The following is a 26,414-nucleotide window of genomic DNA, read 5'->3' as shown; positions in this document are numbered from 1 at the left end:
CTCAGACGCCGAGCGGCTGGAATCGCGGGTGGAGCCGGACGTCGAGTTCCGAGAGAACGTCCCCTATCGGAGTCGCATATCCGACGACCCCGCCCTCGGCCCCGGCGACGTGCAGACCCAGCAACCGGCCCGACGGGTCGACGACGGCCGCCCCGGCATCACCCGGGCCGCAGAAGTGCGGCCGATCGGTGGTGATCCGGATCTGCTCGCGCAGCACCCGCACCCCCAGCGCCGCCCCGTGATCGACGCGGATCGTGGCGTCCACCGAGGTCACGACGCCGTCGGTGAGACCCGTGCCGAACCCGTGCTTGCGGACCGGCTCGCCGGGGTAGGCCCGCGCGTGACCGGTGACCGGGCCGAGCCTGCCGACCTCCGGCGAGGCCGTCAGACCGGGCACGACGCGGACGGCGGCCGCGTCCACCCGGCCCGACAGCGCGGCCCTGGCGAGTTCGGCGTGCACCTGGCCGCTCTCCGGCTCGGCCATCCGGTCGCCCACCGACCACGCGTCGTCCAGGCAGCCGACGTCGAAGGTCGTCAGTCCCATCGGCTCGGCGGAATCACCGGCCACCAGCACCCCGAGCGTCCCGATCCGGCGGTACTCGCCGGCCTCCAGCCGGACCGACCGGCACGGCGCCAGGCCGCTGCCGCCGCGCACCGCGCGCAGCGGGCACCCCGGACCGCCGTCGGAGCCGATCGTCCGGGTCGGCCACCGCAGCGGCTCCTCGCTGGAGCGGTGGATGTGCTGCAGGAGAGCCTGCTCCTCGACCACGTCGGTGGGGATGCCGAACAGCTCGGCGGGCACGCAACCGTCCCTGCCGAGGACATCGCGCGGCCGCTTGCGGGCGACCGACACGACGATGACCTGCTCGCGGAGTCGGCTGCCCGCGCGCGTCCGGGCACCGATGTCCACGCCCGTGACCCCGGGCAGGTCCAGCAGCTGGTCCTCGACCGCGCGCTTGATCGGGCGGATCACCGCGCGGTCGCGAAGTTCCCTGATGCTCAGCATGGTGGCCCCCTCCACCTCTGCCATTTAACACACAGGGTTACCTGTTAGTCACTAAGAGTCACCTGGATGGCCGCTGGATCAGAGCGCGCAATCGACCATCACGGGCTCGGGAGCGAGGGTGACGCCGAAGACCTCGCGGACGCCGTCGCGGACCTCGCGGGCCAGTTCCAGCAGGTCCGCGGTGGTCGCGCCGCCCCGGTTGGTCAGCGCCAGGGTGTGCTTGCTCGACAGCGCGACCCGACCGCCCGGCCCCCGGTGGCCCTTGGCGAAACCGGCGCGCTCGATCAGCCAGGCCGCCGACAGCTTCCCGCCGCCCTCGGCCGGGTACTGCGGGATCCGCTGGTCCGCGCCCACCCGCTCGGCGATGCGCTCCAGCGCGGCGGGCAGCTCGGCCTCCGGCACGATCGGGTTGGTGAAGAACGAGCCCGCGCTCCAGGTGTCGTGATCGGCCGGGTCGAGCACCATGCCCTTGCCGCGCCGCAGCCCCAGCACCGCGTCCCGCGCCTTCGCTGCGTCCACCCGCTCCCCGGGCTCCACGCCCAGCGTCCGGGCCAGCTCGGCGTAGCGGATCGGCGCCGACAGGCCGCTGTCGTGCAGCCGGAACCGGGCGCGCAGCACCACCGCCGCGTCGCTGTGCTTGAGGACGCTGCTGCGGTAGGTCAGGCCCAGGTCGGCGGCCCGCACGGTCCGCACCCGGCCGGTGCGCCGGTCCAGCAGGTCGACCGAGACCAGCAGCTCGGAGACCTCCACGCCGTAGGCGCCGACGTTCTGCACCGGGGTCGCCCCGGCCAGGCCCGGGATGCCCGACAGGCACTCCAGCCCGCCCAGGCCCTGGGCCACCGAGTCGGCGACCACGTCGTCCCAGTCCTCGCCCGCCTCGGCGGTGAGCTGCACGATCCCGTCGCCGACGTTGTCGTACTCGCGGCCGCGGGTCGCGATGCGCACGGCGTGCCCGTCGAAGCCCTCGTCGGCGATGACCAGGTTCGACCCGCCGCCGAGCACCAGCAGCCGGTGCCCGCCGTCGTCGGCCGCGCGGACCGCGTCGACCAGCTCGTTCTCGCTGGTGGCGACCACGAGGCCGGTCGCGGGGCCGCCGAGTCGCAGGGTGGTGAACTCGGCCAGCGGCGACCCACCGCCCGGCTTCTCACCAGGCAGGGCAGTGTCGTCGCGCACTTCTTCGGCACCGGACGTAGAGGCACTCACGACTGCCAAAGGTAACCTCCGCTGCATGGCACGCCGCATCGAGCACCGCAGCACCTCCGAACGGCCCGCCGTCGAGGTGTACCGGGCGCTGATCGATTCCGACTACCTCGCAGCCCGGCTGGAGGAGCTCGGCGGCTCCACCGCGACCCTGCTGCAGCACGTGGACACCGACGACGGGGCCCGCTTCCAGACCCGTCAGGGCGTCCCGGCCGACAAGCTCCCGTCGGTGGCCCGCACGGTCGTCGGCGGCGACCTGCTCATCGACCGCAGCGAGTCCTGGCGGCGCGAGGAGGACGGCCACTACACCGGCGAGATCGCGGCCGAGATCGCCGGCGCCCCCTGCTCCATCACCGGCTCGATGTGGCTGCGCGACCTCGTCGACCCCACCGGGCCCGCGGTCAGCGAGCTCGTCGTGGAGGGCTCGGTCAAGGTCACCGTCCCGTTCGTCGGCGGCAAGCTCGAAGACCTCGTCGCCGAGCAGGTGCAGAAGATGCTGGTCGAGGAGGACCACTTCACGGCCGCGTGGCTGGCCCAGCGCGCCTGAGCGCGCGACTCCCGCCCGCGATGAACGTCCCGAAGAAGCGCAACCCCCGGCTCGCCGCCGGCCGCGCCCGGGCGATGGGGATGCCGACGCGCGGCACCACCAACCCCAACCGGCTGCGCCGCGTCGACCGCTGGATCGCCGCCACCCCGCAGGTCGCCCGCGCTGTCCGCACCGCCGTGGAACCCGTGGTCATCGACCTCGGCTACGGCGCCACCCCGACCACCACCGTCGAGCTCGCGCAGCGGCTCTCCGGGCTGCACCCGCGGCTGCGGGTGGTGGGGCTGGAGATCGACCCGGAGCGGGTGGCGGCGGGCAAGGTCGTCGCCGATCCGCCCCGGCTGGAGTTCCGGCGCGGCGGGTTCGAGCTCGCGGGCCTCGCCGCGGGCGTCCGCGGCTTCCCCGGTCCCGCGCTGATCCGCGCGCTCAACGTGCTGCGCCAGTACACCGAGCCGGAGGCGTGGAAGGCGTGGGACGAGCTGTGCTCGCGGCTCGCCCCGACAGGGCTGCTCGTTGAGGGCACCTGCGACGAGATCGGCCGCCGCTGCTGCTGGGTCACGCTCACCCGCGAGGGCCCGCGCACGCTCACGCTGGCCTGCCTCCCCTCCGCCATCGACAAGCCCTCCGACCTCGCCGAGCGGCTGCCGAAGACGCTGATCCACCGCAACGTCCCCGGCGAGCGGATCCACGCGCTGCTCGGCGAACTCGACTCGTGCTGGGCGACGGCCGCTCCGCTGGCCACCTTCGGCCCCCGCGCCCGCTGGGCCCACGCCGTCCGCCTCCTCGCGGAGCGGTGGCCGGTCCTCGACCGCCACCCCCGCTGGCGCCTCGGAGAACTCACCGTCCCCTGGTCCTCCGTCGCCCCCTGACCTCGGATGACGAAGTTTTCATGAAAACTGCACCACCCCGGGTCTCCGTGAGTGGGGGAAGTTTTCATGAAAACTTCCCCGTCCTCTAGAGGACGGGGAACGGTCTGGGGACGGGAGGGTGCTTCTCACCTGCATCGGAACGGGATCTCGTCTCGGTTCTCGAACGTGACCCTGCTTCGCAGGGGGATGACAGTTTTCATGAAAACTGCGCCGTCTCGGACACGACGGGAGCGGGCGTTTCCCCGCGAGCGGGGTAGCGCCTTTAATGGGGGGCATGGATCGCGACTTCCACCTCAAGGCGTTTCAGGAGCAGGCGGACGCTTTCCGGCGTGCGGTCCTGCAAGCCGGTCCGGACGCCCCGGTCTCGACCTGCCCGGGCTGGGACGTCCGGCGGATGACCGGGCACCTCGCGCGCGTCTACGCGCGGGTGCGGGCATCGCTGCGGTCGGGCCCGGGCGACGCGCGCCCGGACGTTCCCGACGCCCCAGCGGATTTCGACGCGCTGCTGTCCTGGTGGGACGAGCTCCGCGGCGAACTCGTCTCCGATCTGTCCACGATGGACCCGGATCGGCGGGTGTGGGCGTTCTTCGACGACGCGACCCCGACCGGCTGGGCGCGGCGGGTCGCGCACGAGACCGCGATCCACCGGCTCGACGCCGAACTCGCCCTCGGGCAGGCGCACGACCTGGTCTTCGACCCGGAGCTGGCGGCCGACGGCATCGACGAGATGCTCACCGTCCTGCTGCCGCTCGGCGACTGGAGCGCGGGCGAGCACGACGGCACCGTGCTCTACCACGCGGCCGACGCGGGACGGGCCTGGCTGGTGACCTACCGGCCCGGCGAACGCCCCGAGACCGGGGCTCCCGCGGGCGCCGGGCTGGAGACCGGCGCGACCGTCGCGGGCACCGCCGACGCGGTGTACCGACGGGTGTGGGGACGGCCCAGTTCCGCTTCGGTCACCGGCGACACCGCGCTGGCCGGTGTGGCGGCCGGACGCTGAAGGAACCCACCCGACCTGCGACAATCTTGGTCGTGAGCTCTTCCGAACGTCGCTTCGTCATCACCCTCGGCTGTCCCGACCGGACCGGGATCGTCGCCGCCGTCTCCGGCTTCCTGGCCGAGCACGGCGGATGGATCGTCGAGGCCGGTCACCACACCGACACCACGACCGGCTGGTTCTTCACCCGGCAGGAGGTGCGCGCGGACTCGCTGCCGTTCGGCATCGAGGAGCTGCGCGAGCGCTTCGGCGCCGTGGCGGGCGAGCTCAGCGACCGGGCCGAGTGGCGGATCTGGGACACCGCCGAGCGCCGCCGCGTCGTGGTGCTGGTGTCCAAGGAGGCCCACTGCCTGCACGACCTGCTCGGCCGGGTCGGATCCGGGGAGCTGGACGTCGAGCTGTGCGCGGTGATCGGCAACCACCCGGAGCTGGGGCCGATCACCGAGGCGCACGGCATCCCGTTCCACCACGTGCCCTTCAGCAAGGACCCGGAGACCAAGGCGGCCGCGTTCGAGCAGGTCCGGGAGCTGGCCGAGCAGCACGACCCGGACGCGATCGTGCTCGCCCGGTTCATGCAGGTGCTGCCGCCGGAGCTGTGCGAGCGGTGGGCGGGCAAGGCGATCAACATCCACCACAGCTTCCTGCCGTCGTTCGCCGGTGCCCGGCCGTACCACCAGGCCTACGAGCGCGGCGTGAAGCTGATCGGCGCGACCTGCCACTACGTGACGGCGGAGCTGGACGCGGGCCCGATCATCGAGCAGGGCGTGATCCGCATCGATCACACCGACGACGTCGCGGACATGGTCCGCAAGGGGCGCGACATCGAGAAGATGGTGCTCTCCCGGGGCCTGCGCTCCCACGTCGAGGACCGCGTCCTGGTCCACGGCAAGCGCACCGTCGTGTTCTGAGCGTCACCAAGGGACGGTTTTTCCTCGAATCACCCATGATCAATGTCCGTTTTGCCCGGACAATTCGAGGAAAAACCGTCTGCTGGTGCGGAACGCGCCTCCCGGGACCACCGCTCAGCGGGCGAGGTCTTCGAGGACTTCGGCGTGCGGGAGCTCCGGGAGCACGTCGGCCGGGGTGATGATCTTGCTGCGGCGGAGGCCGCTGCCGACGACGACCGCGCCGGCCTCGACCACGCGGGGATCGACGAGGATCGGCCAGCCCTCGGGCAGGCCGAACGGGGTGATGCCGCCGTACTCCATGCCGGTGAGCATCACCGCCTCGTCCATCGCGGCGAACGACGCCTTGCGGACGTCGAGACGGCGCTTCACCACGCCGTTGACGTCGGCGCGGGTGGTGGCCAGCACGACGCAGGCCGCGCGGCGGACCTCGCCGGCGCGCTTGCCCGCCACCACCACGCAGTTCGCCGAGAGCTCCAGCGGCGAGCCGTACTTCTCGCAGAACGCGGCGGTGTCGGCCAGATCCGGGTCGATCTCGGCCACGCCGATCCGGTCGTCACCGAGCCCGCGCACGGACTCGGCGACCGGGTCGGCGAGCAGGTCGAGGCGCTCCAGCGCCGTGGTGACTTCCAGCGTTCCCGCCGCCGCGGACCCATCGAAACCCATGCCCGCACGATAGAACGCTCAGCGCAGGAAACCCGTCAGCAGGTCCCGCAGCAGCTTGCGGTGGGTGAGCATCGGCGCCTGGGACTCCAGCAGCTCCAGCCGGGCGTCGCCGAACGCGGCGGCGGTGGCCTTCGCCGCCGAGGCGGGGTGCATCGGATCGCTGGTGGCGCCGATGACCAGGACCTCGGCCGACGCCCGCGACAGCGCGCTCGCGTCGGCGACCGGGATTTGCTCCGGCAGCTCGCGCAGCGCCTCGGCGAGCCGGGACAGCGCGGTGGCCCGCTGCGCCAGGTGATCGCCGACCTCGACGCCGGGCGGGATCTCGGCGGCCAGCGCCTCCCGCAGGCTCGCGCCCTCGTCATCGGCGGCGATCGCGGCGGCCAACCGCTCGTAGGCCCAGGCCGCTGCGGATTCCCGGGGCCGGTCCAGCGCGGCCGGGAGCAGCAGCGCCAGGCGCTGGAAGCGATCGGGGTGCTCGGCGGCGATGCGGGTCAGCGCGCCTGCGCCGAGCGAGACGCCTACCGCCTGCGTCGCACCGACCTCGTCGGCGATGGCGAGCACGTCGGCGGCCACCGAAGCGTAGTTCCAGTACCCGGCCGGGGCGTCGGGCGCGGAGCCGTGCCCGGGCAGGGTGATCACCACCCGGGTGCCGCGCAGGCCGGACGCGGGGATGCGCGCCTCGCCCTCGGTCGCGCCGAGTCCGTGCGCGACCAGCGTCACCGGCGCACCGCTGCCCAGCGCCCGCCAGCGAGCGCGCACTACCAGGACCGCCCCTGGACTTCCTTCACCTTCGGCCGCACGTCGACGATGTAGACCAGCGCGGCGACCAGCCCGGCGATCCAGATGATCCCGTAGGGCCCGCGCGTGTCGACGATCAGCAGCAGCGCGGCGGCGCCGGTGATCCCCATCCAGGCCAGCTTGTTCAACTTGTCCGCGGCCGTGAAGGCATCCGCGCGCTGCAGCGCGGCGTGCACGAACGCGAACACACCGACCGGGATGCACACGATCCAGATGACCGTCAGGATCCACCAGTACAGCGGCATTCCGCTCGAAAAACCCACGTGCCCACCTTACGTGCCGGGTGCCGCCGTGGGCACCCGCCTCCGGCAGCAACCGGTCCCGGCACCCGTCGGGTACCGGGACCGGCGCTCGCGGCGATCATTCGTCGTCGGCGGCCTTGGCGCTCGTCGACTTCTTGGCGGGCGTCGCCTTGGTGGTCGTCGCCTTCGGCGCCGGAGTGGCCTTGGCCGCAGCCGGCTTGGCGGCGGGCTTGGTGTCGGCCGGCTTCTCGGTGGTCTCGGCCTTCGGCTCCTCGGTCTTCGCGGAGTCGGCCTTGTCGGAGTCGGTCTCCGGCTCCGCGTCCTCCTTGACGAAGGTGCGGGTGACCTTGCCGAGCACGTCGTCGGCCAGGCCGCGCACGTCGCCGACGGTGTCCTCGACCTTGCCCTGGGCGGTGCCGACCTGCTCGCGGACCTTCTTCACCTGCGTGGAGTCCTGCAGCTTCTTGAAGGTCTCCTCGCCGTGCTCGGAGAGCTGCTCGTAGAACTTCTTGGCGGACTCGCCGTAGGTCTCGAGCTGCTTGCGCACCTCGGACGGGTCGAGCTTGGCCTTGAACTCGCTGAAGTCCTTGGGCAGCTCGGACTTGGCCGACTCGGTGCGCTCGGCGACCTGGTTGCGGAACTTGGTGACGGCGTCCAGCACGGCCTGCGCGGCGAGGTCACCGGCGCCCAGCGCCGCCAGCAGCGGGGTCCGGGCCTGGTCGACGCCCTCCTTGAAGGCCTTGTTGACGTCGTCGGTCTTGGGGAAAGCCGGCATCGCGGTTCACTCCTCGGGTTGGTGGGTGTCCCCGTCGCTGTCCCCGTCCTCCGCGGCGTCCTGCTCGCGCCGGAACGAGGAGTAGATGTCCAGAAGCACTTGTTTCTGCCGCTCGCTGAGCTCCGGATCGGCGAGGATCGCGTCGATCACGGGCCCGGACTCGCGGCTCTCCAGGATTCCGGCCTGCACGTAGAGCGCCTCGGCGGAGATCCGCAGCCCCTTGGCGATCTGCTGGAGGATCTCCGCGCTCGGCTTGCGCAGCCCGCGTTCCACCTGGCTCAGATACGGGTTGGACACTCCGGCGAGCTTCGCCAGCTGCCGCAACGAGATCTGGGCGTTGTTGCGTTGGGTCCGGATGTAGCCACCGAGGTCGCTGACCGCCTGGTTCACGGCCTTGGGGACGGCTTTGTCCACGCGTTCCATCGGGCACCTCTCCGGTTTCGACATCCACCATAGCCCCGAGTGCTAGCTCTTGCAAGCACCCAGCTAACACCCTGCTAGCGCTCGGCCGGAAACCCTACTGACTTGCGCACATGCAGAAGGGGTGACCTTCGGGATCGGCGTAAACCCGAAATCTCGCGTCGCGCTGATCGGCCGGCTGCGGGAGCTGGACCGCCCCGGCGGCGATCGCCCGCTCGTGCCCCTCGTCGAGCGTGCCCACCCGGACGTCGAGGTGCGCCATCTGCGGCACCTCCGGGCTCGGCCAGGTCGAGCGCTTGTGGTGCGGGTCGAGCTGGAACGCCAGCGGCGCACCGCCGGACGGGTCGGCGAGCTCCACCCACCGATCGCCGGACTCCTCCTCGTCGATCTGCCATCCCAGCAAGCGGCCGTAGAACTCGGCGAGCCGGCGCGGGTCGGCGCAGTCGATCGCGTACGCGGCGAGCGTCAACGCACTCATCGCACTTCTCCTCATCTGTGTCGGAGCTAACTAACCACCAATGAGCAGAATGCAGGTTACAAGTGTCGGCCGCAACCCCCTACTGGCTTACGATGGTGTCCGTGAACAGCAGAGCTGTCGCTCCGGAAGTGGACCGCGCGTCTGTGCTGGAGGCGGTCGGACTCGACTTCGACCACGACATCGAGCTAGTCCTGGCCTTCCTCAACACCTGCGACGCCGAGAAGGGCACCGAAGTCCTCGACGAGCACGCCCATTGGCAGCGGTGGTGCACCGAACGCGGCCTGGTCGTGGTCCCCGAAGTCGAAGCGGCCCGCGAGATCCGCGACACCATGCGGTCGTCGGTGGCCTGCGGAACCCGCCCCACCGGCTTGGCGAACACGACCTGGCCCGTGCAGGTGCAGCTGCGCAACGGCATCCCCTCGCTGGTCGGCGTGGACGCGCTGGGCAGCGTGCTCGTCGCCGCCACCCGACTCGTGCACACCGAGCACTGGGAACGCATCAAGATCTGCCCGGCCGAGGACTGCCTGTGGGCGTTCTACGACCGCTCCCGCAACAGATCCCGCACCTGGTGCTCGATGCGAGTCTGCGGCAACCGGGAGAAGGCCCGTTCCTGGCGCGAGAGACACACTCCCGCCTGACCAAAGCGATCGTCGTCACCTTGCTCAGCGGTGCGGGGTTGCCCGGGTGGTGGAGGAGAACGCGGCTCCGCCGCATGCCGCGAAAACCTAGATCAGCAGCTCCGAGATCGCGTAGATCGCCAGACCCGCCAGGGCGCCCACGACGGTGCCGTTGATGCGGATGAACTGCAGGTCCCTGCCGACCTGGAGCTCGATCTTGCGCGAGGTCTCCTGGGCGTCCCAGCGCTCCACCGTGTCGGTGATCAGCGTGGTCAGCTCGTCCCGGTAGTTCGACACGACGTAGGTCGCGGCGCCCTCCAGCCAGCCGTCGACCTTCTCCCGCAGCTCGGGCTCGGCGTGCAGCCGGGCCCCGAGCGAGCGGAGGCCGTCGCGGACCCGCACGCGCAGCTCGCTGGACGGGTCCTCGGCGGCGTCGAGCAGCATCTTCTTGGCCGTGCCCCAGGCCGAGGACACCAGGTTCTGCACCTCCGGGTGCTCCAGCACCTGGTGCTTGATCTGCTCGGCCTTGGCCATCGTCTTCTCGTCGTGCTGCAGGTCGTGGGCGAACTCGACCAGGAAGCGATCCACGGCCTGGCGCATCGGGTGCTCCGAATCGGTGCGCACCGCCCACGCGAACGACAGGACCTCGGCGTAGATCTTGTCCGCGAGCATCGCGTCGACGAACTTCGGCGACCACGACGGCGCGCGCTGGCTGACCACCCGCAGCACGGTCTCGTGGTTGTCGCGCACCCAGTCGTAAGCGCGGTCGCAAACCAGGTCGACCAGCTTGTGGTGCGATCCGTCGCTGAACACCTGGCCCAGGATCCGGCCCAGCGGCGGCCCCCACTGCTGGTCGACGAGCTTGCGCACCACCCCGTGCTCGATGATCGCCTGCACGTCGTCGTCCCGGAGCACCTGCACGGCACCCCGCACCGCCGTGGCCAGCTCCGACGTGACCCGCTCGGCGTGATCGTCGTCGTCGAGCCAGACCCCGATGCGGCGGCTGATCCCGGCGCTGCGCAGCTTGTCCCGCACCACGTTCTCGGCCAGGAAGTTCGTGCCGACGAAGTCGCCCAGGCTGCGGCCGATGGTGTCCTTGCGGGTCGGGATGATCGCCGTGTGCGGGATCGGCAGCCCCAGCGGCCGCCGGAACAGCGCCGTCACCGCGAACCAGTCCGCCAGCGCACCGACCATGCCCGCTTCCGCCGCGGCCCGGACGTAGCCCACCCAGGCCCCGGCCCCCGCGTTCTCCTGCCACCGCGCGAAGAAGTAGACCGCCGTCGCCACCAGCAGGAACGCGGTGGCCACCGCCTTCATCCGCCGCAGGCTCCGGCGCTTGTCCGAGTCGGGGACCGTCGTGGGTTGCACTCCACGATTGTGGCAGCGTTTTCGGGCAAGCCGGGGCGAACACGACGACGTGAGCCCCGACACGGCGCCCGGCCCCACCCCTCGGGGGCCTTAAAACGCTGGTCACGCGGGTTGTTCGGTGTATTAGGCTCCGCAAGCGTGCGCACTCCTGCTTTGACCTCGCGTCTCCAGCCGTTCACGTCCACGATCTTCGCGGAGATCACCGAGCTGGCCCGCCGCACCGGCGCGGTCAACCTCGGCCAGGGCTTCCCCGACACCGACGGCCCGGAGAGCATGCTGCGCGTCGCGCGGGACGCCATCGCCAACGGCGTGAACCAGTACCCGCCGGGCGCCGGTGAGCCCGAGCTGCGCGCGGCCATCAGCGAGCACCGCGCCCGCTACGGCACCACCTACGACCCGGCCGACCAGGTGCTGGTCACCGTCGGCGCCACCGAGGCCCTGACCGCGACGATGATGGCGCTGGTCGAGCCCGGCGAGGAGGTCGTGCTCGTCGAGCCGTACTACGACTCCTACCCCGTCGCCGTCGCGATGGCAGGTGGCGTGCGCAAGACCGTCGGCCTGCGCCAGGGCCCCGACCACCGCTTCGAGCTCGACCTCGACCAGCTGCGATCGGTCGTCGGACCGCAGACCCGCGCGCTGATCCTCAACTCACCGCACAACCCCACCGGCACCGTGTTCACCGATGCCGAGCTGGCCGCGATCGCCCAGGTCTGCCGGGACAACGACGTCATCGCCGTCACCGACGAGGTCTACGAGCACCTCCTGTTCGACGGCCGCGAGCACCACCCGCTGGCGAGCCTGCCCGGCATGGCCGAGCGCACCGTGTCGATCTCCAGCGTCGGCAAGAGCTTCAGCGCCACCGGCTGGAAGATCGGCTGGGTCTGCGGACCCGCCGAGCTGGTCGCGGCGGTCCGGGCCGCCAAGCAGTTCATGACCTTCGTCGGCGGTGCCCCGTTCCAGCCGGCGGTCGCCCACGCCCTGCGGCACGAGCTGCCCTGGGTCGACTCCCTGCGCACCGACCTGCAGCGCAAGCGCGACCGGCTGGCCGAAGGACTCGCTGAAGCCGGCTTCGACGTGCTCGACAGCGAAGGCACCTACTTCATCTGCACCGACGTCCGCCCGCTCGGCTACACCGACGGCGCCGAGTTCTGCCGCTCGCTGCCCGAACGCGTCGGCGTCGCCGCCATCCCCGTCCAGGTCTTCTGCGACAACCCCGACGACTTCAAGCACCTGGTCCGCTTCGCCTTCTGCAAGAAGGACGAAGTCCTCGACGAAGGAATCCGGCGGTTGCACAAGCTCCGGTAGGGGGTTCTGCGGCGACGGGTCTCAACCACCTCCGTAGCCGATGCAGATGAAGCCCGTTTCTCCGTGCTGCGCTTGGGCTTTCGCGAGGGCTGCTGCTGGTGGCAGACCCGCGTCGAGGGCCTCGTGCAGGGTCAGCATGACTTCCACGGTGCGCTCGTCCGGGACCGGGACGACGCTCGCGATCACCGTGGCGGTGCCGCGTTCGAGCAGCGTGGCGGTCAGCCCGCTGAGCTGATCGCCCCTGCTGATCGCGGACTTGCCGACGTCGCAGGCCGAGAGCACGACCGTGGTGGGGCTCCGGTGCAGGCCGTCGAGGTCGTGGGCGTAGAGCGGCCCGTCGACCAGATCCAGGCAGGACAGCAACGGCTGGTCAGCGCGAAAATGACCGTGCGCGGCCAGATGCGCCACCGCCGCTCCGTCCACTGCGGACAGGACCTGGTCGGTCCGCGCCTGATCACCGGCGAGCAGCCGTCCACCACCTCGCCGCTGCAAGGTCGTGACCTCGCGCTCGGCGTGGTCCAGCGCAGGCCCGGCGACCCACACCCGCTCCCCGGCGGGATCGGCCGCGCGAGCCCGGGCCGCGCCACCCAGCCAGCAGCGGATGGACGGGCTCACCGTGACCGCGTTCCCGCCGCACGCCGGCAGCACCGACCACGGCAGCAGGTGCAACCGCCCGGTCGGCACCACGACCAGACCGCGCCCCCGCTCCAGCTCGGCCAGCACCGGGGACAGCAGCTGCGACTGGAGTTCCGCCGCTGCCACGCTGATCCCGTGCTCGAACATCGGCGCCGCGCGCGACGCCACCCCGCACGCCTGGCGCGAGAGCAGGTGCCGGAGCCGGAGCGCCTGCGCTTCGGCGGCCGATTCCGGACCGAGCGCGTGCAACCCGAACTCACCGTCCACGATGGACACCGCGAACAGGTTGCCGCGCTCGGAGAACAGGCTCAGCAGCACGGCCTCCCCGAGCTCGGCGCTGATCTCGTCGGCCTCGGCCGGTGCCCGCAGCCGGTCGGTGCGTCCCTGGACGAGCATCGCCCGGCGGCGCACCCGCTCTTCCATGTCGGCGACGGTTCTCATGCCGCGCTGCGGGTCGGCGGACCGCTGCGCGTCGAGCACCGCGCCCCGCAGCCGCACCAGGGCGTCGTTGAGCGCCGGATCCGTCGGCGGGAGCAGCGAACGCCGGTGCAGCGCGCTGGCTCGGGAGCGCTCCGTCCAGCGCAGCACCAGCTGCGGGTCGCCGACGCGCAGCGCGGCCCGCACCGCGACCTCGCCGAGCTCGTCGGCGAGCCCCAGCGCGTGCACCCGCATCTCGAAGGCGGCCATGTCCACGGCCTGACCGTCGACCGCGCGCAGGCCCGCGCGACAGGACCGGAGCAGCCGCGCGGTGTTGCCGTCCTGCTCGGCCAGCAGCGCGTCCGCCAACCACCCGATCGCCCGCAACTGCGGTGGCACGGCGTCGCTTTCGCGCAGCCGGGCGCAGCGGCGGAGCAGCTTGCGCGCCACCGAGTGCAGTCCCGCGCGCTGCGCGGTCTTCCCGGCGGTCAGCCGCAGCTCCGCCGCTGTGGCCCGCCACCCGAACTCCTCGCAGGCGGAGGCCGCGCGGCGCGCAGCCGACAGGGCGCAGCGCGTGCTCTGGCCGGTCCGCAGCTTGGCCTGCCACACGATCGCCGCGGCCAGCGCCGCCCAGGCCGGCCGCTTCTGCGTCCGGAACAACCGCCGCGCCGCGCTCGCGGCCTCGACCGCGGCCGCCGGGTCGCCGTCGCGCAACGCGCACCCGGCCAGCGCCAGCCGGGTCTCGGCGAGCCTGCCCTGCTTCCCGGTGGCGGACAGCCGCCGGGCCGCCTGCTCCATGACCGCGCGGGCCTGCTGCGTCAGCCCCGCCGCCGCCAGCGCCTCACCCCGGTCGACCAGCGCTTCGGGGTTGGCCCGGACGTCGAGCCCGGCGGCCTCGGCCTCCTCGAACAGCCGCAGCGCCCGGGGCAGGTCCCCGGCCCGGAACGCCACGCAGCCCCGGTTGTGCCGACACCCCGCCGCCCGCGCGCCCCGGCCGTCGGCGGCGAAGATCCGCTCGGCGTCGGCCAGGTCCTGCTCGGCCTCCTCCAACCGGTTGGTGTAGAGGTTGGCCAGGCCACGACCGAGCAGCGCGTTCGCCCGCCAGCGCCGGTCCCCGTCGAGGTGGGCCAGCGCGCTGGTCAGCCGCAGCCGCGCATCCCGGTGATGACCGCGCTGGCAGTGCAGCAGCCCCCGCAGGCAGGTCGCCCGGGGCCGATCGTCGGCGGGCAGGTGCGGCTCGGCCGCGGCCAGGTTCGCCCAGCTCGCCCCGGTGTCGCCGCGCTCCAGCTCGATCCAGGCCAGCGTCAGCTGCAGCTGCGCGGACCGCTTGGCCCACCGCCCGCGCTGGGCGGTGGACAGCCCGAGCCGCACGTGCCCGCGCGCCTGCTCGACCATGCCGAGCTCGACCGAGGCCAGCGCCGCGATGTGCCGTGCGAGCACCCGCAGCTCTCCCTCCGGTGCCGCGCCCGCCAGCAGCCGCTCGGCCTCGCGCAGCGCGTCCCTCGGCACGGCCGTCGCCTCCTCGCGCCAGCGCAGCGCGTCCGCGATCGCCTCCGGCGGTGTCACCGCCGCCGCGGCGCTCAACAGACCAGCCAATCCGCGAAGGCGGGCTCGGCCCGCTCCGGCCGGTAGACCACGCTCAGCGGTCCGCGCGGCACGTCGGTCACCTGGAACGCGCCGTGCCGGTCCAGCTCGCCGCTGCGCTCACCCGCGGGGTGGCGCAGCACGACCTCGCCGGTCGGCGAAGCCTGCCCGGCCTTGTTGAGCACCAGCCCGGAGACCGTGACCAGCCCGCTCGCGGCGGGCACCAGGTCCATCTCCAGCACGCGCCCGGGCATCGCGAAGGTCAGCACCCGGTTCTGCGGTCCTCCGGTGCGCACCCCGACGCGCTCGTCCGCCGAGTCGCCGACGAGCTTGAGCTCGCCCCGGTCGCGACCGCTCGTGCGCATCGCGACCGCCGCGTACGAACCGGCCAGGACCCGTTCCGGGACCGGGTCCTCGGTCTGGAACAGCTCGCGCAGCTTGCGCAGTTCCGCTGGAATCCGCTGGTTCATCCCGCCACCTCCTCGGGCAGTTCGGCGCCGAGCAGCCGCTTGCGCAGCTCGGCCAGGCACCGGCTCTTCTTCGGACCGATCGTTCCTCTGGGGATCCCCAAGGCCTCGCTGACCTGGGCGTAGCTGGCCTCCGGCGTGACCGCCAGGACGCGCAGCAGCTGCTGGCACCGCTGTGGCAGGCCACCGAACGCCTGCGCCAGGCGGGAGGCCGAGACCATCCGCATCACCAGGTTCTCGGCGGGCTCGGAACGCTCGGAACCGTCCAGGTGATCGGTGTCCAGCCCGATCGGCGCCTCCCGCGACCGGGCCCGGCGCAACCGGATCGCCTCCCGCCTCGCGGTGGTCACCAGCCAGCCCGGCAGCTTCTCCGGCTCCCGCAACCGATCCAGGTTCTCCGCCAGCGACAGCCAGGTGGCCTGGCAGACGTCCTCGGCGTCGGCGGTGTTGCCGGCGAACGCGCGCGAAACACCCCAGATCACCGGCGTGTACAGGTCCACCAGTTCCCGCCACGCCTGTTCGTCCCCGGACGCCGCCCGACTCAGCAGCACCGCAGCCGGACCGGCTTCCCCGACCTCGTACACGACCAGCACCTCCGGAGCTCGGCGTTGTCTTCTTTCCCACCGAGTAAGAGGAGGAAGGGGGCCTCAAAGATTCAGTTCGAGCCGGATACCCCACGATCGAGTCAAGAATTGCCCGCCGGAATCACTCCACCGCAGCAGTTTCGGGCACCGCATCCGTCTCGGGCGCCACATCGGTCTCGGAAACCGCGGCCGGGTAGATGTGCGCGACGGCCGCGCGAGCCCGCTCGGGATCGCGGTCGGCCTGGAGCGCGGTGGCGATCACGGCGGCGACGCGGGGCGCGGCGAACGACGTCCCGCTCCAGCGCGCGTAGCCGAAGCTGCGGCCACCCCCGGCCCGCATCCGGACGAAGCAGCTGCGCACGTCCACGCCGGGAGCCGCCGCGTCGACCCAGTCGCCGCTGTTGGAGAAATCCGCGATCCGGCCGTCGGGCCCGGTCGCGGCCACGCCCACCACGTCGGGCAGCGCGGCGGGCCAGAACGGTCGGGTCCGGCCGTGGTTGCCCGCGGCGGCCACGACGACGGCCGGGGCCATCTCCCGCAGCTCGGCGGCCAGGATCTCCGGGCACTCGTCGTCGGCGGTGTGGCAGCCGGAGGTCAGCACCACCACGTCGACCGGAACGCCCCGCTGCTCCGCCGAACGCCGCAGCGCGCGCAGCCCGGTGGCGACGGTGAGGTCGTCGGTGAAGCCCAGCGAGGACAGCACGCGCTGCGACCGGATGACCGCGCCGGGCGCGTGCTGGAGCACGACACCGCTGACGAAGGTGCCGTGCCCCGCCTGCCGGTCCTGCCCCGAGTCGTCGTCCGCGTCGAGCACCTCCGGCGCCGCGACGAACCCCGGGCGGCCGGTGAACCAGGGGTGCGGATCGCAGCCGGTGTCCAGGACTCCCACGACCACGGGCGGTTCCCATTGGGCCGCAGGCGGTTCCGGAACCGGCGGGCTGAACTCCGCTTCGGCGCCGGTCCCGAACATCACCGGTGTGCCGAACATGACCGGGCTGCCCACGTGCACGTTGTTCACCGACACACCGGAGGTGTCGCGGGCGAGCTCCACGCAGTGATCGCGTTCCGCATCGCGCAGCCGGATGCGGGCCAGCAGCAGCTCCTCGTCGTGGTGCACCCGGTCGATCCACCGCCGGTAGCGGTCCAGAACGGGATCCAGCGACTCCGCCGGAGCCAGCAGTTCACCCCGCCTGACCAGGCATTCCGAGTCGCCGCCCGCATCGTGCAGCACCATCTCGTGCCCGTAGGACGTCCAGATGCGATGGAGTTCGGCCAGCCCCAGGCCGCCGCGCTGGTGATCGTGATCCACAGCGGACACTCTGCATGTTTCGGGCGAAGTCCACAGCGGACGAGACCCTTTCGGGGAACGGACCACTTCGTCGCGACAACGTTTGGCCCCTTCCGGAGTCCCCCGAATGCATGGAGAATGCTGGCCCAACTGTCGTGATCGTCGCTCCGGGTGGTCCGAAATCGCCCCCTGGAGTGGTTGAATGTCAACCGGAGGCGCCGACCCCGGCGCAGCCGTTGCCCCGCCGCGCTCGAACCGCGCGAACCTGACGGACATTGGCGGTGATCACCGTGAAGGGAATCTGCGCAGCGCGCGGTCCCCGTTCGCGGACCGCCGCGTTCCTGGTGCGGATCTCGTTGTTCAGCGGCGTGTGCCTCGGGGTGCTCGTCGGTGGTGCGACCGCGGCCTCGGCCGCCGAACACGCGCACGCCGACAAGCCCAGCGCCACGCAGTCCGCCTCCTCATCCGACTCGGCGACGGGGTCCGGCTCGGCGAAGGGGCCAGACACGGCGAAGGGGTCCGACTCGAAGGGCTCCAGCAGCTCGGGCTCTGACTCGACGGCATCGGATTCGAAGGGGTCGAGCAGCTCGGGCTCCGAGAAGCCGTCGAAGCCCGACGTGCAGGACTCCGGGTCGAAGCCGGACACGTCCGGCGTCGAACCCGCGAAGCCGGAGAAGGTCCAGCCCGAGACGGCCGAACCCGCCAAGCCCGAGAAGGTCCAGCCGAGCAAGCCCGACGTCCCGAGCCCGGCCGAACCCGCGGTCGGCAACTCCGAGGACGACGGCCAACGCCCCGAGCAGGCCGAGACGAACTCCTCGTCGAACGCCGACTCCGCGTCCGAGAAGGGCCAGGGCTCGTCGGCCCAGGTCTCCCACGCGCGCCACACCACGCCTGCGGCCGCCCACGGCCAGCAGCAGGAGACGACTCCCGAGCTGGTCAGCGAGCCGATCACGCACGAATCGGCGGCCGCGACCGGCACGAGCACCGCCCGCGACGACGCGCAACCCCGGGCGCCCGACGAGGCCCCGGCGCCGGACGTGGAGCGGCAGAGCGATTCGAGCCCGGCGGCGCCCGCGCCCTGCTCACCACCTGCCAGTTCGCTGACCTCCGCGAACACCGGCTGCATCGGTGGCCTGCGCAGCGCACACGCCATCCTGCCCGGATCACCCGATCTTTCCGACACCGCCGCAGCACTGGTGGCGCAACGCGACATCGGCCCGGACATCAACACACGATCGGCCGAAACCACGGCGTCGCCCGACTAACAGCGGCCGATCCGGCCTGCATGAAACCGCATCTGCGGTGACTCTGGTGTCAACACCACCCGATGGACTCCGATCCGGACGCCTGCGCCCGGCCGGATCGGACCGGGGCGCCATCAGCCTGCCCGGCAGCGTCGCTGAAGAACATCGCTGATTAAGCGTCTCTGACCTGCTGGAAGAACAGGACTGGGCCCTGGCCCCGGTGCCGCTATTGCCCCAGCGGCACCGGGGCGGCGCCCCACAGGTCGAACCGCCCGTCGGCACGTCGAGGGGCCGTGCCGACGGGCGGCCGGCAACTTCTCATCGGTGGGATCCGCACGAAATCCGCACGGGACTTCGCCCGGTTTCCCACCCGGCGCAGTCCTGAAGCTCGCTACGAGGGGTGTGAGCTTCAGGCGATGGGAACGGTGAGCGGGTTCGGTGCCGGCCCCGGCCGCACCGAACCCGCTGCCGCCGCGAGCCGCTGGATCGCCTCGACCAGCCGCTCGCCGGGCAGCGTGTAGGGAACCCGGATCCAGCGCTCCAGCGATCCGTTCACCGAGAACCGCGCCCCCGGAGCGAGTCTCACCGAGTGAGCCTCGGCTGCCACGGCCAGCCTGCTGGCGATGGGTTCGCCGACGTCGCACCACAGCGACAGACCGCCGTCGGGAATTCGGTACCGCCACTCCGGCAGGTACTCCCGCAACGCCGCGACCAGCACGTCCAGCCGCTCCTGGGCTTCGGCCCGCCGCCGGGCGAGCACGGGTTCGGCGTCGTCGAGGAGCTCGGCGAGCACCAGCTGCTCCAGCACCGGGGTGCCCAGGTCGGTCGCGGCACGACCGAGCACCAGCCGCTGGACGAACTCCTCCCCGGCCCGCACCCAGCCGAGCCGCAATCCTCCCCAGAACGACTTGCCCGCCGAACCGATGGTGATGACCCGGTCGGTGAAGCTCGCCATCGGTGGCGGCGCCTGCCGCCCGGTGAGATCGATGTCCAGCAGCGTCTCGTCGATCACCGCGTTGGTGCAGGTCCGGGCGAGCGCCCGCGCCAGCCGCTCGCGGCCTCCGGCGTCCAGCCGCACGCCGGTCGGGTTGTGGAAGTCGGGGATCAGGTAGGCCAGCCGCGGCGAGGTCTGGCGCAGGGTCGCGGCGAGCAGCTCCAGGTCCCAGCCGTCGCCGGTCATCGGCACGGCCACCGGTGCGGCCCCGAGCCCGCGCAGCGCCTCGATCGCGTTCGGGTAGGTCGGGTGCTCGACGAGGACGCGCTCACCGGGGGAGACCAGCGCGCGCAGGACCAGCGCGAACGCGTGCTGAGCGCCGTTGGTGATCATGATCTGCTCGGGGTTGGTGGGCAGTCCGCGCGCGGTGTAGCGCTCGGCGACGCGGGCGCGCAGCGCGGGCAGCCCGTGCGGCTGGTAGCCGTGATCGCCGATCTGCTCCGCGAGCCGCACCTGCGCGCGCTCCAAGGCCCCGCGCAGCTCCGGCGGAGCGCCGGGCGTGGCCTGGGCCAGGTTGATCACGCCCGGGTCGTTGGAGGGGAACCAGCCGCCGTGCATCTCGCTGCCGCGCCGTGAGTCCGGCAGCTTCACCCACGATCCCGCGCCGCGCCGGCTCGCCGCGAAACCGTCCTCGCGCAGTCGTTCCAGCGCTCGGGCGACGAGGGTGCGGCTCACGTCGAGGGACGCGGCGAGCTCCCGCTCGGCGGGCAGCCGGGTGCCGGGAGGGAGCCGACCGTCGAGCACCAGCTGACGGACGCCGTCGGCGAGCAGCTGCGAGGACGGGCGAGCGCCCTGGTGCCAGAACCCGAGGAGGTCGAGGAGCTTCTGGCCGTGGATGTGCGCACCGGGAGTCGGCAACATGAGTCCAGAATAGCCAGATTGGATATCGAGTTGAAGTCCAATTCACGGCTATGACTGGGTCATGGCCTCAGCAACGGTTCCCGTGGATCTCTCACCGCTGTCGATGCGATTCCGCCCCCTCGCCCGGTTCGCGCAGCTCATCGGCGGGCTGCTGCTCTACGGGGCGAGCCTGGCGCTGATGGTGCGCGGCGACCTGGGCCTGTCGCCGTGGAGCGTGCTCGACCAGGGCATCGCCGAGCGGCTGGGCGCGAGCATGGGCACGGCCAGCGCCGTGGTGGGCGTGGCGGTCCTGCTGTGCTGGCTGCCGCTGCGGGAGCGGCCGGGCGTGGGCACGGTCGCCAACGTGCTGCTGATCGCCGTCGCCGTGGACGCCACGCTCGCCGCGCTCCCTCCGGTGCAGGCGCTCGCGATGCGGGTCCCGCTGCTGGTCACGGGAGTCGTGCTCAACGCGCTGGCGACCGCCACCTACGTCGGCGCCCGCCTCGGCCCGGGACCACGCGACGGTCTGATGACGGGACTGCACGCGCGGACCGGGTGGTCGATGCGGGCGGTGCGAACGTCCATCGAGGTCTGCGTGCTCGCCGCGGGCTGGCTGCTCGGCGGCACGGCCGGCCTGGGAACCGTGCTGTACGCGGCGGCGATCGGCCCTCTCACGCAGGCATGTCTGCAATTCACCGCCGTGCGGGTGAAAAAAGATCTCTTCCCCTAGAGACATCTTGGATACCACGCAGTAGCATTGACGCCGTCCACCTGACCCCCAGGGGTGGACCTTGACGCCCCCGCACTCCCGGTAACCCCCAGGCCGGTTGAGCGCGGGGGCGTCGCCATTCCCAGCCCACGTTGAATGTGGACGAGATCCACTCCACCTTCACCTGCGTCCGCAGCGACCTGAGCGGCCAAGGTGGACAGCACCGTCCCGATCACTTCGGACCGAAGCTCAGCCACCTCCACGCTGACCACGACGTCGTCATCCGCAGCGATCCCCGCGAGGCAACCCGAAGCTACCCGCACCCACTGACAAAACCTGCAAGAACTGCGGTTCGCGTCGAGAACCGCGGATCTCGACCTCGGGGGCGTGTCGGCGAGGTGGACTAACGTCACGATCGTGGACTTCCTCGGTGAGTTGGGCAGGCAGTTGGAGGCGTTCCGGGAACTGCTGGGTGGTGATCTGTCGGTTCCGATCGAGCACTGCCCCGGTTGGACCCTGCGGGAGCTGGCCGACCACCTGGGCAACGAGAACCTCTGGGTTGCCACGGCCGTCCGGGAGGGACACGGCGATCACCAGCGCGCTCCCGCGCCGGAGGACGGGTTGATCGCGTGGTTCGAGAACACCTGCGAAACCATGCTGGCGGAGCTGTCCGCGGATCCCGAGAGCGCAGCGTGGACGATCGCGCCGCCGAGCACCGTCGGGTTCTGGCGACGCCGCCGCTGCCACGAGACCGTCATCCACCGCTGGGACGCAGAGAACGCGCTCGGCCGGATCACCCCGATCTCACCGGACCTCGCCGCCGACGGCGTCGCCGAGGTCTTCGACACGATGGCCCCGCGCCAGGTCTCCCTCGGTCGCGCCCCGGCGCCCCGCCACGCGATCCGCCTCCGCGCCACCGACACCCCCGCGACCTGGACCTACGGCCCCGGCGAACCGGTCGCCGAACTCGCGGCGACGGCGGAGTCGCTCACCCTGCTGCTCTGGAACCGCCTCACCCCGGACGACCCCGCCATCACCTGCACCGGAGATCGCGAAGCCGCCCGCACAATCCTTGACGGCCCTCTCGTCCCCTGAACGACCGAGCCAACCGCGGTTCTCGACGCTGCTGGCGTTCACCGGGCGGAGGCCCTGAACCGTCGGGACGAAACGGACGCGATCGTCGGTGCTTCGTGGCAGGATTCCGCTGGTGAGCAAGCCGCAGCAGGGGCTCCGAGCGGGAGCCCCTGCCGGGCACGTCGAACGGGAGCCGCTATGCACGTCGCCGACAGCCATGACCTGATCCGCGTGCACGGGGCGCGCGTCAACAACCTCGCGGACGTCAGCGTCGAGATCCCCAAGCGCCGGTTGACGGTGTTCACCGGTGTGTCCGGGTCGGGCAAGAGCTCGCTGGTCTTCGGCACGATCGCCGCCGAATCGCAGCGAATGATCAACGAGACGTACAGCGCTTTCCTGCAGGGCTTCATGCCGACGCTGGCGCGCCCCGACGTCGACGTGCTCGACGGCCTGACCACGGCGATCATCGTCGACCAGGAGCGGATGGGCGCCGACCCGCGCTCGACGGTCGGCACCGCCACCGACGCCAACGCGATGCTGCGCATCCTGTTCAGCCGCGTCGGCGAGCCGCACATCGGTTCGCCGCAGGCGTTCTCGTTCAACGTCGCCTCGGTCAGCGGCGCGGGCGCGGTCACCCTGGAGCGCGGCGGGATGAAGGTGAAGGAGCGCCGCGAGTTCAGCGTCACCGGCGGCATGTGCCCGAGGTGCGAGGGACGCGGCAGCGTGTCCGACTTCGACCTCACCCAGCTCTACGACGACTCGAAGTCGCTGCGCGAGGGCGCGCTGACGATCCCCGGCTACACGATGGAGGGCTGGTACGGGCGGATCTACATGGGTTCGGGGTTCCTCGACCCGGACAAGCCGATCCGCGAGTACACCAAGAAGGAGCTGTTCAACCTCCTGCACAAGGAGGCCACCCGGATCAAGGTCGAGGGCGTCAACGTCACCTACGAGGGGCTGATCCCGCGCATCCAGAAGTCGATGCTGTCCAAGGACCGCGAGGGGATGCAGCCGCACATCCGCGCGTTCGTGGACCGGGCGATCACCTTCGACACCTGCCCGGAGTGCGAGGGCACGCGGCTGAACGAGGGCGCGCGGTCGTCGAAGATCGCCGGGATCAGCATCGCCGACGCGTGCCGGATGCAGATCAGCGACCTCGCCGAGTGGGTCGGCGGCCTGGACGAGCCGTCGGTGGCGCCGCTGCTCGGCAAGCTCCGGCACACCCTCGACTCGTTCGTCGAGATCGGCCTCGGCTACCTGTCGCTGGACCGCCCCGCCGGAACGCTGTCGGGCGGTGAGGCGCAGCGCACCAAGATGATCCGGCACCTGGGCTCGTCGCTGACCGACGTGACCTACGTGTTCGACGAGCCCACGATCGGGCTGCACCCGCACGACATCCAGCGGATGAACGACCTGCTGCTGCGGCTGCGCGACAAGGGCAACACGGTGCTGGTCGTCGAGCACAAGCCGGAGACGATCGCCATCGCCGACCACGTCGTCGACCTGGGTCCGGGCGCGGGCACCGACGGCGGTGCGGTGTGCTTCGAGGGCGACGTGGCGGGCCTGCGCGCGAGCGACACCGTCACCGGGAAGCACTTCGACGACCGCGCCTCGCTGAAATCGCAGTTCAGGAAGACCGTGGGAGCGCTGGAGATCCGCGGGGCCAACGCCAACAACCTGCGCGACGTCGACGTCGACGTGCCGCTGGGCGTGCTGTGCGTGGTCACCGGGGTGGCGGGTTCGGGCAAGAGCTCGCTGATCCACGGGTCGCTGCCCGCAGAGGAGGGCGTGGTGGCCATCGACCAGAGCGGCATCCGAGGGTCGCGGCGCAGCAACCCCGCGACCTACACCGGTCTGCTCGACCCGATCCGCAAGGCCTTCGCCAAGGCCAACGGCGTGAAACCGGCCCTGTTCAGCGCGAACTCGGAGGGCGCCTGCCCGACCTGCAACGGCGCCGGGGTCGTCTACACCGATCTGGGGATCATGGACACCGTCGCCACGACCTGCGAGGAGTGCGAAGGCAAGCGGTTCAACGCCGACGTGCTGGAGTACACCTTCGGCGGCCGGGACATCAGCGAGGTGCTGGACCTGTCGGTCGCCCAGGCCGAGGAGTTCTTCGGTTCCGGTGAGGCCCGCACGCCGGCCGCGCACAAAATCCTGGAGCGCATGGACCAGGTCGGGCTCGGCTACCTGCGGCTCGGCCAGCCGCTGACGACGCTGTCCGGTGGTGAGCGGCAGCGCCTCAAGCTGGCCACGCGCATGGGGGACAAGGGCGGCGTCTACGTCCTCGACGAGCCCACCACGGGCCTGCACCTGGCCGACGTGCAGCAGCTGCTGGGCCTGCTGGACCGGCTCGTGGACTCGGGCAAGTCGGTGATCGTCATCGAGCACCACCAGGCGGTCATGGCGCACGCGGACTGGATCATCGACCTCGGTCCCGGTGCCGGTCACGACGGCGGTCAGGTGGTCTTCGAGGGAACCCCGGCCGACCTCGTCGCGTCCGGCAGGACCCTCACCGCGAAGCACCTAAGCGACTACGTCGCCTAGCGGTCGGGGCAGGGCTTCTGGCTCGGGTTGCCGCAGGGAGTGGTCTCGGCGCCGATCAGGAGCGCGCGGGCCGGATCGCCGGTGAGGTACTCCTGGAACCGGGTGAGCAGCGGGTCGTCCTCGGACTTGCGGGTGTAGAGGTACTCCACCGCCCAGAACGGGTATCCGTCCTTGCCCGGGTCCTTGCCGTCCAGGGGCACGATCGCCAGCGCCCGGGCCTCGGCGACGGTCCTGGCGGCGTGCACGTCGGCGAACCCGATCGCGCCGGGCGTCGTCTCGACGCGGTTGAGCACGGCGGCGGTGTTGGGCGACCAGCAGCGCACGGGCGGGCCGTCCGGTGCGAGGACGTGGCTGTCGCAGGGCAGCGTCGGCGCGGTGATGTCGCCCTTGATGACCTCGTTCTCGAACACCTTCCGGGTGCCGGACAGATCGGTGCGGTCGACGATCTTGATCGGACCCGGCGCGCCGCCGACCTGGCTCCAGTCCGTCACCTCCCCGGAGAAGATGGCGCGGAGATCGTCGGAGGTCAGGCCCGGGACGTCGGTCTCGCTGTTGACGACGACGGCGAAGGTGACGACGGCGATCGGCCGCTGCTGGAAGTCGCCGTGATCGGCCGGGCCGTCGGAGAACACCCCGACCACGGGCGATCCCGCGTCGCGGCCGAGCAGTCCCAGCCCGTCGATGCTGCCGGTGTCGGAGGTGCTGATGGTCGCGCCGTCGCAGTCCTTCTCGTACTGCTCGGCCACCCGGTCGACGACCGGCATGAAGGCGCTGGACCCGGCGATCTGGATGGAGCCGCTCGCGCAGTGGTCGGGTTCGGCGGAGACGGCGGCGTGGATCGAGGTCGCGATCAGCGCACCGGCGAGCAGCAGGCTCAGCCCGGTCGCCACCGCGGCCCCGGTGAAGCGGGGTTTGGTCTTCTCGTCGCGGATCCAGCCGTTCTCGATCCGGCCGTCTGCCAGCACCGTCTTGGTCGTCTCGCCGCCGGAGCGGTCGTCGGGCTCCTGCAGGACCACGACGAGCTTGAACTTCTCCCGCCGCTTGAGCGCCAGCTGCCCCACCCGCACGCCGTGCCACTGCGGACCGAGCTCGGTCGCACCGGCTTCGATCGTGGTCGACATGCGGCTGCGCAGCCACGTCCGCACGGCGCCCAGGTCGCCGGAGTCGCCGGGAGCGGGTCGGCGGGGCGCGGTGTCCTCGGTGAAGAACGCGAGGTTGGCCCGAGCCGCCGCGCGCAGTTCGGGGGTGCTCGCCTCGGAGATCCGCGCGTCCCACACGACGCGCTTGCCGAAGGTGAACGAGAGGGGGAGGTCGTAGTCGCGCTTCTCGATGTCGTAGCTGCCGACGTTGCGGATGCGGATGATGACCACGCTCATCCGGTTGGCCATGTCGGTGAGGTGCCGCAGCCGCGGATCCGCCTCGGAGGACAGCTCGTCGTGCCTGGACAGCGGGTCGAGGCCGATCTTCGAGTTGTACAGGACGCGGTAGTCGATGCGCTTGCGCCGGATCACCAACCGGTCCGCTAGCGGCGCGGCGAGCATGAGCGCCGCGGCCAACGCGATCCACCCCGGGGTACCGAGTTCGGCGACGATGCCGACCAGACCCGCCCACAGGTTGGCCATTGCCCCCTCCCATCAGCGCTGGTCAGCACAGCGTAGGGCCGATTCGCGGCGGTTCAGGGACCGAGATGATCGCTGTTCACGCCGAGTTCATCTCCCGGCCCGCCGGGAAACCCGGTGGCACGGGCCCGCTTTCCGGCGCCGAGCGACCGGTGGTCCGGTTCGAGCGGACGTCGCCAGGGGACGGTTCTTCCTCGAATCATCCGGACAAAACGAATGTT

Annotated in this window: 25 protein-coding genes; 10 read left to right on the top strand and 15 right to left on the bottom strand. The window is 71.6% G+C overall.

Annotated features, from left to right (window positions below; translation table 11 throughout):
- Position 1 precedes the first annotated feature (1 nt).
- Positions 2–1,030: a chymotrypsin family serine protease gene (locus QFW96_RS21295; protein ID WP_281457457.1), complete on the bottom strand. Its 1,029-nt coding sequence runs from the start codon at positions 1,028–1,030 to the stop codon at positions 2–4.
- A 54-nt stretch (positions 1,031–1,084) separates the two neighbouring features.
- The gene (locus QFW96_RS21290) at positions 1,085–2,248 is read right to left on the bottom strand and encodes a UDP-N-acetylmuramate dehydrogenase (RefSeq protein ID WP_425524778.1); all 1,164 of its coding nucleotides are present in this window, start codon (positions 2,246–2,248) and stop codon (positions 1,085–1,087) included.
- On the opposite strand from QFW96_RS21290, the gene QFW96_RS21285 reads away from it, so the two are divergent.
- The 4 genes from QFW96_RS21285 to purU all read left to right on the top strand — a co-directional run bounded on the left by QFW96_RS21285 (position 2,235) and on the right by purU (position 5,524).
- Positions 2,235–2,753 (top strand): DUF2505 domain-containing protein, encoded by a 519-nt coding sequence (locus tag QFW96_RS21285; protein WP_281457455.1) that lies wholly within the window; start codon positions 2,235–2,237, stop codon positions 2,751–2,753. The genes QFW96_RS21290 and QFW96_RS21285 overlap by 14 nt on opposite strands.
- A 20-nt stretch (positions 2,754–2,773) precedes the next feature.
- Complete coding sequence (locus QFW96_RS21280; protein WP_281457507.1) at positions 2,774–3,619, top strand: class I SAM-dependent methyltransferase; 846 nt, start codon at positions 2,774–2,776, stop codon at positions 3,617–3,619.
- A gap of 274 nt (positions 3,620–3,893) precedes the next feature.
- On the top strand, positions 3,894–4,619 hold the full coding sequence (locus tag QFW96_RS21275) for a maleylpyruvate isomerase family mycothiol-dependent enzyme (protein WP_281457454.1): 726 nt from the start codon (positions 3,894–3,896) through the stop codon (positions 4,617–4,619).
- Positions 4,620–4,651: 32 nt separating this feature from the next.
- The gene (gene purU / locus QFW96_RS21270; protein WP_281457453.1) at positions 4,652–5,524 is read left to right on the top strand and encodes a formyltetrahydrofolate deformylase; all 873 of its coding nucleotides are present in this window, start codon (positions 4,652–4,654) and stop codon (positions 5,522–5,524) included.
- Between the two features lie 114 nt (positions 5,525–5,638).
- On the opposite strand, the gene QFW96_RS21265 is transcribed toward purU, so the two are convergent.
- The 6 genes from QFW96_RS21265 to QFW96_RS21240 form a co-directional block, all read right to left on the bottom strand.
- Positions 5,639–6,187 carry a YbaK/EbsC family protein gene (locus tag QFW96_RS21265; protein WP_281457452.1) on the bottom strand — a complete coding sequence of 183 codons (549 nt, stop codon included), beginning with the start codon at positions 6,185–6,187 and terminating at the stop codon, positions 5,639–5,641.
- Between the two features lie 18 nt (positions 6,188–6,205).
- Positions 6,206–6,946 (bottom strand): alpha/beta fold hydrolase, encoded by a 741-nt coding sequence (locus QFW96_RS21260; protein WP_281457451.1) that lies wholly within the window; start codon positions 6,944–6,946, stop codon positions 6,206–6,208.
- Positions 6,946–7,230, bottom strand: coding sequence for a DUF2516 family protein (locus tag QFW96_RS21255; protein ID WP_281457506.1), 285 nt, complete (start codon positions 7,228–7,230; stop codon positions 6,946–6,948). The genes QFW96_RS21260 and QFW96_RS21255 overlap by 1 nt, the downstream gene beginning before the upstream one ends.
- A 115-nt stretch (positions 7,231–7,345) precedes the next feature.
- Entirely contained in the window at positions 7,346–8,002 is a 657-nt protein-coding gene (locus QFW96_RS21250) for a hypothetical protein (RefSeq protein ID WP_281457450.1), read from the bottom strand.
- A gap of 6 nt (positions 8,003–8,008) precedes the next feature.
- Positions 8,009–8,425: a helix-turn-helix domain-containing protein gene (locus tag QFW96_RS21245; protein ID WP_281457449.1), complete on the bottom strand. Its 417-nt coding sequence runs from the start codon at positions 8,423–8,425 to the stop codon at positions 8,009–8,011.
- A 94-nt stretch (positions 8,426–8,519) separates the two neighbouring features.
- The gene (locus QFW96_RS21240; RefSeq protein WP_281457448.1) at positions 8,520–8,900 is read right to left on the bottom strand and encodes a VOC family protein; all 381 of its coding nucleotides are present in this window, start codon (positions 8,898–8,900) and stop codon (positions 8,520–8,522) included.
- Positions 8,901–8,992: 92 nt separating this feature from the next.
- Here QFW96_RS21240 and QFW96_RS21235 point away from each other — a divergent pair, with 92 nt between their 5' ends.
- On the top strand, positions 8,993–9,538 hold the full coding sequence (locus QFW96_RS21235; RefSeq protein WP_281457447.1) for a CGNR zinc finger domain-containing protein: 546 nt from the start codon (positions 8,993–8,995) through the stop codon (positions 9,536–9,538).
- An 87-nt stretch (positions 9,539–9,625) separates the two neighbouring features.
- Here the strand turns inward: QFW96_RS21235 and QFW96_RS21230 are convergent, their stop codons facing one another.
- Entirely contained in the window at positions 9,626–10,834 is a 1,209-nt protein-coding gene (locus tag QFW96_RS21230) for a DUF445 domain-containing protein (protein ID WP_281457505.1), read from the bottom strand.
- A gap of 189 nt (positions 10,835–11,023) precedes the next feature.
- Between QFW96_RS21230 and QFW96_RS21225 the strand changes: the two genes are divergently transcribed.
- Positions 11,024–12,190, top strand: a complete 1,167-nt coding sequence (locus QFW96_RS21225) for a pyridoxal phosphate-dependent aminotransferase (RefSeq protein ID WP_281457446.1) — start codon at positions 11,024–11,026, stop codon at positions 12,188–12,190.
- A 21-nt stretch (positions 12,191–12,211) separates the two neighbouring features.
- On the opposite strand, the gene QFW96_RS21220 is transcribed toward QFW96_RS21225, so the two are convergent.
- The 4 genes from QFW96_RS21220 to QFW96_RS21205 all read right to left on the bottom strand — a co-directional run bounded on the left by QFW96_RS21220 (position 12,212) and on the right by QFW96_RS21205 (position 17,187).
- Positions 12,212–14,827: a CHAT domain-containing protein gene (locus QFW96_RS21220; RefSeq protein WP_281457445.1), complete on the bottom strand. Its 2,616-nt coding sequence runs from the start codon at positions 14,825–14,827 to the stop codon at positions 12,212–12,214.
- Positions 14,824–15,297 (bottom strand): hypothetical protein, encoded by a 474-nt coding sequence (locus tag QFW96_RS21215; RefSeq protein WP_281457444.1) that lies wholly within the window; start codon positions 15,295–15,297, stop codon positions 14,824–14,826. The genes QFW96_RS21220 and QFW96_RS21215 overlap by 4 nt, the downstream gene beginning before the upstream one ends.
- Positions 15,294–15,878 carry an RNA polymerase sigma factor gene (locus tag QFW96_RS21210; protein WP_281457443.1) on the bottom strand — a complete coding sequence of 195 codons (585 nt, stop codon included), beginning with the start codon at positions 15,876–15,878 and terminating at the stop codon, positions 15,294–15,296. Before QFW96_RS21210 ends, QFW96_RS21215 begins: the two co-directional genes overlap by 4 nt.
- 121 nt (positions 15,879–15,999) lie before the next feature.
- Positions 16,000–17,187 carry a S8 family peptidase gene (locus QFW96_RS21205; RefSeq protein WP_281457442.1) on the bottom strand — a complete coding sequence of 396 codons (1,188 nt, stop codon included), beginning with the start codon at positions 17,185–17,187 and terminating at the stop codon, positions 16,000–16,002.
- A 260-nt stretch (positions 17,188–17,447) separates the two neighbouring features.
- Here QFW96_RS21205 and QFW96_RS21200 point away from each other — a divergent pair, with 260 nt between their 5' ends.
- The gene (locus QFW96_RS21200; RefSeq protein WP_281457441.1) at positions 17,448–18,431 is read left to right on the top strand and encodes a hypothetical protein; all 984 of its coding nucleotides are present in this window, start codon (positions 17,448–17,450) and stop codon (positions 18,429–18,431) included.
- Positions 18,432–18,819: 388 nt separating this feature from the next.
- Here QFW96_RS21200 and yczR read toward each other — a convergent pair whose 3' ends face one another.
- Positions 18,820–20,265, bottom strand: a complete 1,446-nt coding sequence (gene yczR / locus QFW96_RS21195) for a MocR-like transcription factor YczR (RefSeq protein WP_281457440.1) — start codon at positions 20,263–20,265, stop codon at positions 18,820–18,822.
- A 61-nt stretch (positions 20,266–20,326) separates the two neighbouring features.
- On the opposite strand from yczR, the gene yczE reads away from it, so the two are divergent.
- The 3 genes from yczE (at position 20,327) to QFW96_RS21180 (ending at position 24,574) form a co-directional block, all read left to right on the top strand.
- Positions 20,327–20,974 (top strand): membrane protein YczE, encoded by a 648-nt coding sequence (yczE, locus tag QFW96_RS21190; RefSeq protein WP_281457439.1) that lies wholly within the window; start codon positions 20,327–20,329, stop codon positions 20,972–20,974.
- A 396-nt stretch (positions 20,975–21,370) separates the two neighbouring features.
- Positions 21,371–22,048 carry a maleylpyruvate isomerase family mycothiol-dependent enzyme gene (locus tag QFW96_RS21185; RefSeq protein WP_281457438.1) on the top strand — a complete coding sequence of 226 codons (678 nt, stop codon included), beginning with the start codon at positions 21,371–21,373 and terminating at the stop codon, positions 22,046–22,048.
- A gap of 177 nt (positions 22,049–22,225) precedes the next feature.
- Complete coding sequence (locus QFW96_RS21180; protein ID WP_281457437.1) at positions 22,226–24,574, top strand: ATP-binding cassette domain-containing protein; 2,349 nt, start codon at positions 22,226–22,228, stop codon at positions 24,572–24,574.
- On the opposite strand, the gene QFW96_RS21175 is transcribed toward QFW96_RS21180, so the two are convergent.
- Positions 24,571–26,196: a substrate-binding domain-containing protein gene (locus tag QFW96_RS21175; RefSeq protein WP_281457436.1), complete on the bottom strand. Its 1,626-nt coding sequence runs from the start codon at positions 26,194–26,196 to the stop codon at positions 24,571–24,573. The genes QFW96_RS21180 and QFW96_RS21175 overlap by 4 nt on opposite strands.
- Positions 26,197–26,414: the final 218 nt, after the last annotated feature.

Origin of the sequence: Saccharopolyspora ipomoeae, from assembly GCF_029952525.1 — a bacterium.
Lineage (GTDB): Bacteria > Actinomycetota > Actinomycetes > Mycobacteriales > Pseudonocardiaceae > Saccharopolyspora > Saccharopolyspora ipomoeae.
The sequence above is the reverse complement of the archived record's forward strand: the minus strand, read 5'-3'. Positions and strand labels throughout refer to the sequence as shown.

Bases quoted from the DNA above. Each gene is read 5' to 3' on its own strand.
- QFW96_RS21295 (WP_281457457.1), bottom strand. From the start codon at position 1,030: ATGGCAGAGGTGGAGGGGGCCACCATGCTGAGCATCAGGGAACTTCGC.
- QFW96_RS21285 (WP_281457455.1), top strand. From the start codon at position 2,235: ATGGCACGCCGCATCGAGCACCGCAGCACCTCCGAACGGCCCGCCGTC.
- QFW96_RS21290 (WP_425524778.1), bottom strand. From the start codon at position 2,248: ATGCGGCGTGCCATGCAGCGGAGGTTACCTTTGGCAGTCGTGAGTGCC.
- QFW96_RS21280 (WP_281457507.1), top strand. From the start codon at position 2,774: ATGAACGTCCCGAAGAAGCGCAACCCCCGGCTCGCCGCCGGCCGCGCC.
- QFW96_RS21275 (WP_281457454.1), top strand. From the start codon at position 3,894: ATGGATCGCGACTTCCACCTCAAGGCGTTTCAGGAGCAGGCGGACGCT.
- QFW96_RS21265 (WP_281457452.1), bottom strand. From the start codon at position 6,187: ATGGGTTTCGATGGGTCCGCGGCGGCGGGAACGCTGGAAGTCACCACG.
- QFW96_RS21255 (WP_281457506.1), bottom strand. From the start codon at position 7,230: ATGCCGCTGTACTGGTGGATCCTGACGGTCATCTGGATCGTGTGCATC.
- QFW96_RS21250 (WP_281457450.1), bottom strand. From the start codon at position 8,002: ATGCCGGCTTTCCCCAAGACCGACGACGTCAACAAGGCCTTCAAGGAG.
- QFW96_RS21245 (WP_281457449.1), bottom strand. From the start codon at position 8,425: ATGGAACGCGTGGACAAAGCCGTCCCCAAGGCCGTGAACCAGGCGGTC.
- QFW96_RS21240 (WP_281457448.1), bottom strand. From the start codon at position 8,900: ATGAGTGCGTTGACGCTCGCCGCGTACGCGATCGACTGCGCCGACCCG.
- QFW96_RS21235 (WP_281457447.1), top strand. From the start codon at position 8,993: ATGGTGTCCGTGAACAGCAGAGCTGTCGCTCCGGAAGTGGACCGCGCG.
- QFW96_RS21230 (WP_281457505.1), bottom strand. From the start codon at position 10,834: ATGAAGGCGGTGGCCACCGCGTTCCTGCTGGTGGCGACGGCGGTCTAC.
- QFW96_RS21215 (WP_281457444.1), bottom strand. From the start codon at position 15,297: ATGAACCAGCGGATTCCAGCGGAACTGCGCAAGCTGCGCGAGCTGTTC.
- yczR (WP_281457440.1), bottom strand. From the start codon at position 20,265: ATGTTGCCGACTCCCGGTGCGCACATCCACGGCCAGAAGCTCCTCGAC.
- yczE (WP_281457439.1), top strand. From the start codon at position 20,327: ATGGCCTCAGCAACGGTTCCCGTGGATCTCTCACCGCTGTCGATGCGA.
- QFW96_RS21180 (WP_281457437.1), top strand. From the start codon at position 22,226: ATGCACGTCGCCGACAGCCATGACCTGATCCGCGTGCACGGGGCGCGC.
- QFW96_RS21175 (WP_281457436.1), bottom strand. From the start codon at position 26,196: ATGGCCAACCTGTGGGCGGGTCTGGTCGGCATCGTCGCCGAACTCGGT.